The organism is Acidisoma sp. L85 (assembly GCF_009765865.1).
Classification (GTDB): domain Bacteria; phylum Pseudomonadota; class Alphaproteobacteria; order Acetobacterales; family Acetobacteraceae; genus Acidisoma.
Map to the genome: position 1 here is coordinate 64,985 of NZ_LMUQ01000052.1, position 10,487 is coordinate 75,471.

At 70.9% G+C, this 10,487-nt stretch carries 12 protein-coding genes; 2 read left to right on the forward strand and 10 right to left on the reverse strand.

The genetic code is table 11. From position 1 onward, the window contains the following. Window positions 1–132: 132 nt before the first annotated feature. Genes cobS through cobA form a run of 4 tightly spaced genes read right to left on the reverse strand, consistent with a single transcriptional unit; the run spans window position 133 to window position 4,060 of the window. Window positions 133–921 (reverse strand): adenosylcobinamide-GDP ribazoletransferase, encoded by a 789-nt coding sequence (gene cobS, locus GSQ83_RS16125; RefSeq protein WP_158803903.1) that lies wholly within the window; start codon window positions 919–921, stop codon window positions 133–135. Window positions 922–924: 3 nt separating this feature from the next. Further along, entirely contained in the window at window positions 925–1,938 is a 1,014-nt protein-coding gene (gene cobT / locus GSQ83_RS16130) for a nicotinate-nucleotide--dimethylbenzimidazole phosphoribosyltransferase (RefSeq protein ID WP_158803904.1), read from the reverse strand. Continuing rightward, the gene (locus GSQ83_RS16135) at window positions 1,935–3,248 is read right to left on the reverse strand and encodes a cobyrinate a,c-diamide synthase (RefSeq protein ID WP_158803905.1); all 1,314 of its coding nucleotides are present in this window, start codon (window positions 3,246–3,248) and stop codon (window positions 1,935–1,937) included. Before GSQ83_RS16135 ends, cobT begins: the two co-directional genes overlap by 4 nt. Further along, the gene (gene cobA / locus GSQ83_RS16140) at window positions 3,233–4,060 is read right to left on the reverse strand and encodes a uroporphyrinogen-III C-methyltransferase (RefSeq protein ID WP_158803906.1); all 828 of its coding nucleotides are present in this window, start codon (window positions 4,058–4,060) and stop codon (window positions 3,233–3,235) included. The genes GSQ83_RS16135 and cobA overlap by 16 nt, the downstream gene beginning before the upstream one ends. A 41-nt stretch (window positions 4,061–4,101) precedes the next feature. Between cobA and GSQ83_RS16145 the strand changes: the two genes are divergently transcribed. Beyond that, entirely contained in the window at window positions 4,102–5,175 is a 1,074-nt protein-coding gene (locus tag GSQ83_RS16145) for a cobalt-precorrin-5B (C(1))-methyltransferase (RefSeq protein ID WP_158803907.1), read from the forward strand. On the opposite strand, the gene cobM is transcribed toward GSQ83_RS16145, so the two are convergent. From cobM to cbiE, 3 genes are read right to left on the reverse strand one after another with little or no spacing between them, the layout of a single operon-like run. Further along, window positions 5,145–5,903 (reverse strand): precorrin-4 C(11)-methyltransferase, encoded by a 759-nt coding sequence (cobM, locus tag GSQ83_RS16150; protein WP_158803908.1) that lies wholly within the window; start codon window positions 5,901–5,903, stop codon window positions 5,145–5,147. The genes GSQ83_RS16145 and cobM overlap by 31 nt on opposite strands. After that, window positions 5,900–6,277 carry a cobalamin biosynthesis protein gene (locus GSQ83_RS16155; protein ID WP_158803909.1) on the reverse strand — a complete coding sequence of 126 codons (378 nt, stop codon included), beginning with the start codon at window positions 6,275–6,277 and terminating at the stop codon, window positions 5,900–5,902. The genes cobM and GSQ83_RS16155 overlap by 4 nt, the downstream gene beginning before the upstream one ends. Continuing rightward, window positions 6,274–7,479 carry a precorrin-6y C5,15-methyltransferase (decarboxylating) subunit CbiE gene (cbiE, locus tag GSQ83_RS16160; protein WP_254065729.1) on the reverse strand — a complete coding sequence of 402 codons (1,206 nt, stop codon included), beginning with the start codon at window positions 7,477–7,479 and terminating at the stop codon, window positions 6,274–6,276. The genes GSQ83_RS16155 and cbiE overlap by 4 nt, the downstream gene beginning before the upstream one ends. Here cbiE and GSQ83_RS16165 point away from each other — a divergent pair. Next, complete coding sequence (locus tag GSQ83_RS16165) at window positions 7,464–8,237, forward strand: cobalt-precorrin-6A reductase (protein WP_216850235.1); 774 nt, start codon at window positions 7,464–7,466, stop codon at window positions 8,235–8,237. The genes cbiE and GSQ83_RS16165 overlap by 16 nt on opposite strands. On the opposite strand, the gene cobJ is transcribed toward GSQ83_RS16165, so the two are convergent. The 3 genes from cobJ to GSQ83_RS16180 are packed head-to-tail and all read right to left on the reverse strand — an operon-like array spanning window position 8,207 to window position 10,325. Then, the gene (gene cobJ, locus GSQ83_RS16170) at window positions 8,207–8,977 is read right to left on the reverse strand and encodes a precorrin-3B C(17)-methyltransferase (RefSeq protein ID WP_158803912.1); all 771 of its coding nucleotides are present in this window, start codon (window positions 8,975–8,977) and stop codon (window positions 8,207–8,209) included. The genes GSQ83_RS16165 and cobJ overlap by 31 nt on opposite strands. Beyond that, window positions 8,974–9,699, reverse strand: coding sequence for a precorrin-2 C(20)-methyltransferase (locus GSQ83_RS16175; protein ID WP_174246671.1), 726 nt, complete (start codon window positions 9,697–9,699; stop codon window positions 8,974–8,976). Before GSQ83_RS16175 ends, cobJ begins: the two co-directional genes overlap by 4 nt. After that, window positions 9,696–10,325, reverse strand: coding sequence for a precorrin-8X methylmutase (locus GSQ83_RS16180; protein ID WP_158803913.1), 630 nt, complete (start codon window positions 10,323–10,325; stop codon window positions 9,696–9,698). The genes GSQ83_RS16175 and GSQ83_RS16180 overlap by 4 nt, the downstream gene beginning before the upstream one ends. Window positions 10,326–10,487 lie beyond the last annotated feature (162 nt).

Genomic DNA, 10,487 nt, shown 5'->3' on the forward strand with positions numbered 1-10,487 from the left:
CCATGGCTTAGCCGGAAGTCATTCGCCGTTTCACGGAAGCACGTCTTGCCGAGGCGGACGGTATATCGCCGCGACAGATCGCGGCAAGTGCGGAACGCGGTTATGTCTGAGGATTGGAACGTTCTCAGCGATTCAAAGGGTTAAACCGCCGAAACTTGCCGAAAGTGCAAGTAGTGTGGTGCATTCCGCGACCTGTTCCACAGCTCCCAGCACGTCCCCGGTATGACCGCCCAGGCGCCGCCAGGCAATCGAGGTGACGAGCCCCGCCGCGATGATCGCCGCGACAAGCATCGGCTCGACCATGGCGACTGGCCGCAGCAGCAGCGCGAAAGCGACGGCGATCGCGGCGGCGATGCCGATACGAATCGGCTCCGGCCGCTCCAGACTGGCGCCAAGACCACCCGGCCGCACCGGGCGAAGGAGCAGGAAAGGCACCAGCATCCCGGCTCGCCCGATCACCCCGGAGAGAATCAGCGCACCCGCCACAAGGCCCGGCGTATTCGCCATGGCGATGGTGGCTAGAGTGCCCCCTCGCAATGCAACGGAGAAAATCAGCGCGAGCGCGCCGAAGCTGCCGATGCGGCTGTCCTTCATGATGGCGAGTCGCCGCTCAGGCGTGGCGCCGCCCATGGCGTCTGCGAAATCGGCCAGCCCGTCCTCATGCAATCCGCCGGTCACGAGCGTGGTCGCGGCGAGCGCCAATAGCGCCGCGAGCCAAGGTGCGAGCCCCAGCCGCGCGGCGACCAGGAACATCGCGGCGCCGATCGTCCCAACGACAGCACCCACCACCGGCCAGGCCCAAACGGCGCGGCCGGACGGCGCCCCTTCGACACCGCGCGGCAATGGCAGTCGCGTCAGCAGCCCGAAGGCGGCGACCAGCTCCGCTACGCGGCTGTCGATCTGGCTCCGGATATCCGCCATCGCTCAGTCCCGGTCAGTCACCCCTGCCTGATCGAAAGTCGCCATCCCCGTATGGCAGGCGAGCGCCGCACGGAGGATCGTCACGGCCAGCGCTGCTCCGGACCCCTCGCCAAGCCGCATGTCGAGATCGAGGAGATGCGGTCGGCCCAGTTCGCGCAGCAACCGCCGGTGGCCGGCCTCGGCCGAGACATGGCCGATCAGGGTGTGATCCAAGCCCCCCGGCAGCAGCCTTGCCAAAGGCGCGGCCGCGGCGGAGCAGACGAAACCGTCCAGCAGCACCGGCACGCCACGGCGGCGGGCGGCGATCACGGCACCCAGTATCGCCGCCGTCTCGCGCCCGCCGAGACGGCGCGCGACCTCCCAGGGATCACCCAGCGCGGCTGCATGCAGCGCCAGCGCCCTATCCACCACCATCGCTTTGCGGCTCACGCCTGCCGGGTCGAGGCCCGTGCCGCGTCCAGCCCAATCGGCGCCACCGCCGCCGAAAAGCGCCGCCGACAGAGCTGCCGCCACCGTCGTATTGCCGATGCCCATTTCGCCCAGGCACAGCAGATCGAGCCCCGGCGTCACCGCCGCGAAGCCCGCCGCGAGGGCGTCGCGAAATTCGGCCTCGGTCATCGCTGGGGCGAGGGTGAAATCGGCGGTCGGCTTGTCAAGCGACAGCGGATGAACCGCCAGCGCCGCCCCCGCCTGGCCCGAAATCTGGTTGATCGCGGCCCCGCCCGCCTCGAAATTCGCCACCATTTGCGCCGTGACCGCCGCCGGAAACGGCGACACGCCCTGGGCGACGACGCCGTGATTGCCCGCGAAGATCACGACCTCCATCTGATCGAGGCGCGGCACCGCGCGGCCCTGCCAGCGGGCGAGCCAGGCCACGCCTTCCTCCAGCATGCCCAGGCTCCCGGCGGGTTTCGTCAGCCGCGCCTGCCGGGCGGCGACCGCACGGGCCGAGGCTTCGTCGCCCTGCGGCAATCCCTTGAGGAGATCCGCGAGGCGGTCGGGAAGAATGGTGGTCATGGCGTAGCATCCTCGCGCGCGATGAGATGGAAGAAACTGCCGGAAACGCGGCCTCGCCTGCCGCCCGCCTGACCGAGATCGGTTCCGGCGGCGTCGCTCAGCCTGGCGAAGGGCGCGTCCGTGCCGGGCTCCGAGACCGTTGCATAATGAAACTCATGACCCCGCAGCGCCGCCCCTGCGGCACCCAGCGGCCCCACCGCCTCCAACACCGCGCGGCGATAGCCGAGATGCAGCTTGCGCCGCGCGAAGCTGGTGGCGTGGTCGAGCAGCCCCGCCATCGCATGCGCCTCGCCGTTCGCATCGGTAAGGCTGCGGCCGAGCACCATCATGCCTCCGCACTCTCCATGAACGGGGCGGGTGGCCGCGAAAGCCGCAAGCCCTGTCTTGAACCGCGTGGCGGCGGCGAGTGCCGGGGCGTGCAATTCGGGATAGCCGCCGGGCAGCCAGCAGGAATCGGCGAAAGCAGGCGGAGGCTCGTCGGCCAGCGGCGAGAAGAACAGGATCTCGGCGCCCATCCTGCGCCAGCCTTCAAGCAGATGCGGATAGAGGAAAGTGAAGGCTGCATCCCGCGCCACCGCTATGCGCTGGCCGAACGGGAGCGCGGGCAAGGTCGCCACCTCCGCCGCAATGGGCACCGCCAGCGCCTGGATAGCGTCGAGATCGAGCCGCCGTTCCGCCAGCTCCCCAAGATGGGCGAGCCGGGTGTCGAGATCCGCGAATTCGCCCGCCTGCACCAGCCCGAGATGGCGCTCCGGCAAAGCCAGCGAGGGGTCGCGCAACAGCGCGCCCAGAACCGGCAGACCAATCTCGGCCATCGCGGGCCGGATGCCCGCCTCATGCTTCGGGCTGCCGAGGCGGTTGAGGATGACGCCCGCGATATCGACACCCGCCTCAAAACCCATAAACCCCCGCGCATTCGCCGCCGCCGTCTGGGACTGGCCGGAGACGTCCAGCACCAGCACCACCGGCAATCCCCAACGTGCCGCCAGATCCGCCGCGCGACCGGCGGCGCCCTTGGGACCCGCGCCATCGAAGAGTCCCATCGAAGCCTCGATGAGGACGAGATCGGCGCCCGCCGCCGCCTCGCCCAACAGCGCGTCCAGCAACTCGGGCGGCATGGCCCAGCTATCGAGGTTGAGCGCCGGGCGGCCGGTCGCCGCCGCATGGAAGGCGGGGTCGATGTAATCCGGCCCGGATTTCGCCACCGCGACCGCGAGCCCATGGCGCCGGAATGCCGTCGCCAGCGCCAGCGTCACCGTCGTCTTGCCGGAACCCGAGCGTGGCGCCGCCAGGATCAGCCCGGCGGCCAAGGCAGCTCCCCGGCGATGCCCGCGACGAGATCGGCGATCCGCCCGCGCATAGAGACGATGCCGCCGATCACGATGAGGGTCGGCGCTTCCTCGTCACCCGGTCCCACCGCCGCCGCGACATGGCCGAGATCGGTGACGGTGACCTCCTGCGTCGGCGCCGTGGCATTGCGGATGATGGCGGCGGGCATCTCGGCCGCCATGCCGCCCGCCATGAGGCGACGGGCGATGGTGCCGATGCGGCGCGCGCCCATATACAGGATGATGGGCTGGCCCAGCGCCGCCATCGCCTCCCAGTTGAGGCTTGCGTGCTGCGACTCGGCGCCGTGACCGGTGGCGAGGATCACCGCCTGGTTGATGCCGCGCATCGTGGCCGGGATCAGCGCGGCGGCGAGCCCCGCGACGCCCGCCGTCATGCCCGGAATGACCCGAAACGGAATCCCGGCCTCGGCCAGCGCAAGAACCTCCTCGCCGCCGCGCCCGAACACGAAGGGATCGCCGCCCTTCAGGCGCAGCACGCGCTTATCGGCCTGCGCCAGTGCCACAAGAGCCTCGATGATGCTCGTTTGCTCGGAGGAAGGACGGCCGCAGCGCTTTCCGGCATGAATCCGGGCGGCATCTGGCCGCGCCAGAGCCAACACGCGGTCGCTCACCAGCGCGTCATGCAGCACGACATCGGCCTGGGCGAGCCCGGCGATCGCGTGCAGCGTGAGGTGGCCGACATCGCCGGGACCGGCGCCGGCGAGCCAGACATGGCCGGGCCGAAACTCGGGAACCTCGCCCATCAGCCGGCGCAGGGCATCCGAGACCGTCATCGTCCTTTCCCGCCGTCGCCGGCGTCTCTAACTACGGGGCTGTGGATGCGCCCCCTCTCCGTCGCGGCTGGACCACCGGCGCCTGCGCCACCGCCGCCACACGCGCGGCCGCCGAAGGGCTGCTGACCGGCCAGTTCCCCGATCCCGTTACCATAAGCCTGCCACGCGGCGGCACCGCCGCCTTCGCCTTGGCTGAGGCGCGGCTGACGGCGGGCACCGCCATAGTCGGCATCGTCAAGGATGCCGGCGACGATCCGGACGTGACCCATGGCGCCCTGATCCGCGTCACGCTGTCCCCCGGCGCACCCGGCACCGGAATCCTCTTCCACGCGGGCGAGGGCGTCGGCACCGTAACCCTGCCGGGCCTGCCGGTTCCGCCGGGCGAACCCGCGATCAACCCGGTGCCCCGGCAAATGATCCGCACCACCCTGGCCGAGTTCGGAGCCGACTGGGTGGTGGAGATCGCCATCCCGGGCGGCGAGATTCTGGCCGAGCGCACGCTGAACGGGCGGCTGGGGATTCGCGGCGGGCTCTCGATCCTCGGCACCACGGGCATCGTCATCCCGTATTCCTGCGCCGCCTGGATCGACAGCATTCAGCGCGGCATCGACGTGGCACGCGCCACCGGCCTCACCCATGTCGCGGCGGCCACCGGCCGAACCTCGGAGCTTGCGGTCCAGGCGCATCACGCGTTGCCGGACCTCGCCCTCATCGACATGGGCGACTTCGTGGGCGGCACGCTGAAATACCTGCGGCGGCATCCGGTGGAGCGGCTGACCCTCGCCGGCGGCCTCGCCAAGATGACCAAGCTCGCGCAGGGACGGCTCGACCTGCATTCCAAACGCGGCGGCGTGGACTCCCTGGCGCTGGCCGCGTTCGCGACCGAACTCGGCGCCACCGCCGAGGTGGCGGCGGCGGTGGCGGCGGCGAATACGACCGCGCTCGCCTTCGAGGTCGCGCCCGAGATCCCGCTGGCCCAAGGCATCGCCGCCCGCGCCCATGCCGTGGCGGCGGAGGTTCTGGCGGGTGCGCCGATCGTGCTTGAGGTGCTGATGTTCGACCGCCAGGGCAACCTGGTCGCCTCTCACGGCGACCCCCTAAAGCGGCGGACATAGCCGGCGTCGTAGAGGGCGCTTTCGCGAAACCCTTCCGCATCCAGCGCCACGCCGACCAGGATGAGCGCCGTGCGCGGGATCGGGTCCGCCGCGTGCAGCATCACCAGCCGGCCAAGCTTTCCCCGGATGACCCGCTCCTCCGGCCAGGTGGCACGGGCCACGATGGCGGCGGGACAATCGACCCCGTAATGCGGCAGCAACGCCGCCACCACGGCGTCGAGCGCGTGGATCGCCAAATGGATCGCGAGTGTCGCGCCCGTCGCCGCGAAGGCCGCCAGATCCTCGCCGGGCGGCATGGCGGAGGCACGCCCGCCGACCCGCGTCAGCACCACGCTCTGCGCGAGCCCCGGCACCGTCAGCTCTCGCCCCAGCACGGCGGCGGCGGCGGCGAAAGCGGGAACGCCGGGCGTCATGGTCCAGGCGATGCCGCGCCGGTCGAGCCTGCGGGTCTGCTCTGCCACCGCGCTGTACAGGGAAAGATCGCCGGATTGCAGCCGCGCCACATCCTGCCCGGCGGCATCGGCAGCGACGCATTCGGCCTCGATCGCATCGAGGTCGAGCGATGCCGTATCGACGATGCGCGCGCCCGGCGGGCAATGCGCCAGCATCTCGGCCGGGATGATCGAACCGGCATAGAGGCACACCGGGCATGCGGCGATCAGCGCCGCGCCCCGCAGCGTCAGCAGATCGGCGGCGCCAGGACCGGCGCCGATGAAATGGACCGTCATGCGGCGCCTGGCCCCTCGGCCAGCGCAAGCGTCACGCCATCACGCGCGATGCGCGGCAGGATCAGCCGGCTATCCGGCCCCGCCGCCGCCAGCGCCGCGGCCTCGGCGACCGAGGCGAGACCGACCTCGGCTTCCGCGCGGACTGAGCGGGTGAGGCAGCGGCCTTGCTCGCCCTTGAGTGCCGCATGGTCGATCCAGCGGATGGGCAGGCCCAAGGTCGTGGCGGCCTCGGCAATACCGGCTTCCCTGCCGCGGAACTCGGGAGCGGCCAGCACATCTAACCTTGCCGCGATCCGTTCCGCAGCGTCTTGCGCCAGCGCGACGATGGCGGCGGCGCTTACCTCCCGACGGCAACCGATGCCGACGACGATCACGGCTTCACCACGCGATACTGGGTCACGACGCGCGCCGGGGCGAAGCCTTGCAGACTGCCGATCGGCTCCAGACGCTCGATGCCGATGCGGGTAAGGCACCCTCCCCAAGCCGCATGACAGGCGGCGACCGCCTGCTCGGTTTCCAGCGTGACCGCGTTGATCACGAGCCGCCCGCCCGATGGCAGCACATCCCAGCACGCCACGCGCAAAGCCGCATCGCCCGCGCCGCCGCCGATGAAGACGGCATCCGGCGGCGGCAGCCTCTCCAGCGCAGCCGGCGCGGTGCCCTCGCGCACCACCAGTCCCGGCACACCCAACGTCCCGGCATTGCGCTTGATCCGCGCCGCGCGATCCGCCCGCGCCTCGACGGCGATGGCGCGCATCGCGGGGTGGCGCAGCATCCATTCAATGCCGATGGAACCGGAGCCCGCGCCGATATCCCACAACCGCTCGCCACGTCGCGGGGCCAGCGCCGCGAGTGTTATCGCCCGCACCTCGCGCTTGGTGATCTGTCCATCGGTCTCGAACCAATCCTCCTCGAGGCCAGGCGACAGCGGCAGGCTTGGCCCGCCGGCGACTTCCAATGCGATGACATTGAGCGGAGCGAGCCCGTCGGGCGCCGTCTCCTCCGCTCCGAAGCCGCGCCGACCCTCGAGCGGGCCGCCCATCGCTTCGAGCACCGTAAGCTGTGTCGCCCCGAACCCCCAGGCGCGCAGATGCGCCGCCACGATTCCCGGCGTCGTGCCATCCGCCGACAGCGCGAGGATACGGGCGCCGGGTTGCAGCAGCGGACGCAGCGCCGCCACCGGGCGCCCGCATAAGGAAATGGTCGCGGTGTTCTGCATCGCCCAGCCCAGCCGGGCACTGGCAAGCGTGAAGGCGGATGGCGCGGGCAGGCACAGGATCTCCGCCATCGGCACCTCCGCCGCCAGCAAACTCCCCACGCCAAAGCAAAAGGGATCGCCCGAGGCGAGCGCCACCACCGGCTGCCCGCGCCGCGCCAGGATCGCGGGAATGCCCTCGGCCAGCGGATTAGGCCAGGCACGCGCCTCGCCCCGGATCAATGCTTTCGCCAATGCGAGGTGCCGCCCCCCGCCCATCACCAGCGCCGCCGCGCCGATCGCCGCGCGCGCGGTGGCGGAGAGCCCCTCGACACCATCCTCGCCGATGCCGACAAGGGTCAGCCATGGTAGAACCGCCACCACTACGAACCCTCATTCTCGGCGGGACGACCGAAGCATCCGCCCTCGCCCGCCTGCTCGCGGGCGATGCGCGCTTCGCGCCCATCCTGTCCTTCGCGGGCCGCACCCTGGCACCCGTCCCGCCACCGATCCCCCATCGCCTCGGCGGGTTCGGGGGAGCGGCCGGTCTCGCCGCCTATCTGCGGGCGGAGCGCTTGGCGGCGCTGGTCGATGCGACGCATCCCTTCGCTGTCCGCATCTCTGCCAATGCCGAAGCGGCGGCTGGCGCTACCGGCATTCCGCGGTTGGTGTTGCGGCGCCCCGGCTGGACGGCGATCCCGGGCGACGACTGGCGCCGCGTCGACACTGTGGCAGAGGCGGCCGAGACACTTGGTGCCGATCCGCGCCGCGTCTTCCTGACGATCGGGCGGCAGGACCTGCTGCCATTCCGAGCGGCGCCACAACACTCTTACCTGCTGCGTTCCGTCGATCCGCCTGACCCGGCCCTGGTGCCGCCCAGAGCCACCGCCATCGCAGCACGCGGGCCATTTTCCGAGGCGGCCGAGCGGGCGCTGATGGCCGGGCATGCGATCGAGCTCGTAGTCACCAAGAACTCCGGCGGAGATGACGCCAAACTGCGCGCGGCGCGAGCCCTCGGATTGCCCGTCATCATCGTGGACCGCCCGCCCATGCCGTCGGGCGAGACCGTCGCCGATGCCCCGGCCGCGCTGGCTTGGCTGCTGGCGCATCACGCGGCGGCCGACCCGCGCGGGGTATAAACCCAGTCGCGCATCCCCTTGCCCCGCGCGAGACGGCGCGTCTCCGCCGAACCCACCAGCACCAGGGTGCGCATATCAGCGCCCGCCGAATCAGCTTGCGCCAGCGCGACGATCTCCAGCCGTTCGTCCGGCCTGCTGACGGCGGTGGCGAAGACCACCGGCGTCTCGGGCGGCAGCACCGCGCGCAGGCAATCCAGCGAGGCGCCGAGCTGCCACGGCCGCGCGCGGGAGACCGGGTTGTAGAGCGCGAGCACGAAGCCGGCTTTCGCCGCCGCCTCCAGCCGCCGCAATATCAGCGGCCAAGGCTTGAGATTGTCCGAGAGCGAGACGACAGCGAAGTCATGACCCAGCGGCGCCCCCAGCCGCGCCGCCGCCGCGAACATGGCGGAGACGCCGGGCACCACCGTCACCTCCAGATTCCGCCAAACCGGTTCGCCCGCCTCGATCGCCTCGAAGACCGCGCTCGCCATCGCGAAGACGCCAGGGTCGCCGCCCGAAACGATGCCAACCCGGCCGCCCGATGCGGCAAGCGCCAAGGCGGCACGGGCGCGGGCAAGCTCCTCCCGATTGTCCGAGCCATGGCGGACCTGGCCGGCGCGCGGCGGCACACGGTCCACATAGGCGGAATAGCCGAAAAGGTCGGTGCAGGCGTCCAGCGCGGCCCGCGCTTCGCCGGTCAGCAGCGCGTCATCGCCCGGCCCGAGGCCGATGACATAAAGGGCGCCGGATGCGCAGCTCACCGCGGCCTCTGGCGGCCGGGAACCAGGATGAGCGAGAAATACGGCGCCGTGTCGTCCAATTTCTCCGTCAGCAACTGGATCCGCGAGCCGGTCATGGTGCCGCGCTCGACATAGACCGCGCGATTCGCCCGCCCCGCCGTTTCCAGCGCCGCGCGCACCTTGGGCAGGTTGCGCCCAAGCTTCATGATCACCGCCGCGTCGGCCCCCGCGAGATGCCCGGCCAGCGCCTCGGCCGTCATGGTGCCGGGCAACACCGCCAGCACATCGTCGCCATGGGTCATCGGCAGCCGCGCTTCGGCCCAGCAGCCGCTCATGCCCAACACCCCCGGCACGATTTCGGTCGCGAAACGGTCGCGCAGCCGGTCGAAGAGATACATCGAGGAGCCATAGAAGAACGGATCGCCCTCGCAGAGCAGCGCGACATCTAGCCCTGTCGCCAGCCGCTCGGCCAAAGTCTCGGCAGCGGCGGCGTAGCAGGCGGCCATGGCATCGACATAGCGCCCGTCATGCGGCGAGATCTCGGTCGTCATCGGATAGTCGAAACGCAATTCCTCGGCCCGGGGCGCGATCATCCCCTCGGCGATGCCCCGCGCATGGCCGATGCGGCCGGCCTTGGCGAAATAGGCGACGACCGGCGCCGCCCCCAGGATGCGCGCCGCCTTGCGCGTGACCAGCTCCGGGTCGCCGGGTCCCATGCCGAGGGTGAAGAGCGTGCCGCTCACTCTCGCTCGCTCGCCACCGCATTGACGGCCGAGACCGCCATGGCGCTGCCACCCCGCCGACCCTCGACGATGACGTAGGGAAGCTTGGCATAGGCCGCGAGCGCCGCCTTGGATTCGGCGGCGCCCACGAACCCTACCGGCAGGCCGATCACCGCCGCCGGTGGAGGCGCCCCGGCATCGATCAATTCGAGCAGGTGAAACAAGGCCGTCGGCGCATTGCCGATGGCGACCAAGGCGCCACCCAGCCGCTCGCCCCAAAGCTCCAGCGCCGCCGCCGAGCGGGTATTGCCGATCCGGGCGGCGATTGCTGGCACCTCGCACGCATCCAGGGTGCAGAGGATCTCGTTCATGGCCGGCAGGCGCGCGCGGGTGATGCCATTCGCGACCATCTTGGAATCGCAGAGGATCGGCGCGCCGGCCAGCAGCGCCGCGCGGGCGGCCTTCGCGAAACCGCCGCCGAAACGGATGGCCTCAGCCACCTCCACCATGCCGCAACCATGGATCATGCGAACCGCGATGCGCGACTCTTCGGGCGTGAAACGCGAGAGATCGGCCTCGGCCCGGATGATGGCGAAGGACCGCTCGTAAATCGCGGCGCCCTCGCGGATGTAGTCGTATCTTGTCATGCGGCGGTCTCTAGCACCGCTGGTGTTTCAATCAGACTGAGGCCCCGCAACGCCGGAGGGTCCGCGGCGCGCCCGTCCGTAAGGAAATCGAGGCGGCCCGCGCGCCCGACCAGCATCAGCGGGGCGGGGCCGGGGGGAGCGCAGCCCCTGGGGCAGCCGGAG

What these genes read in the sequence shown, in the direction of transcription:
- GSQ83_RS16165 (WP_216850235.1), top strand. Translation starts at nt 7,464, where the DNA reads ATGGTAGAACCGCCACCACTACGAACCCTCATTCTCGGCGGGACGACC.
- cobM (WP_158803908.1), bottom strand. Translation starts at nt 5,903, where the DNA reads ATGACGGTCCATTTCATCGGCGCCGGTCCTGGCGCCGCCGATCTGCTG.
- cobT (WP_158803904.1), bottom strand. Translation starts at nt 1,938, where the DNA reads ATGACCACCATTCTTCCCGACCGCCTCGCGGATCTCCTCAAGGGATTG.
- cobA (WP_158803906.1), bottom strand. Translation starts at nt 4,060, where the DNA reads ATGACGGTCTCGGATGCCCTGCGCCGGCTGATGGGCGAGGTTCCCGAG.
- cobS (WP_158803903.1), bottom strand. Translation starts at nt 921, where the DNA reads ATGGCGGATATCCGGAGCCAGATCGACAGCCGCGTAGCGGAGCTGGTC.
- GSQ83_RS16180 (WP_158803913.1), bottom strand. Translation starts at nt 10,325, where the DNA reads ATGACAAGATACGACTACATCCGCGAGGGCGCCGCGATTTACGAGCGG.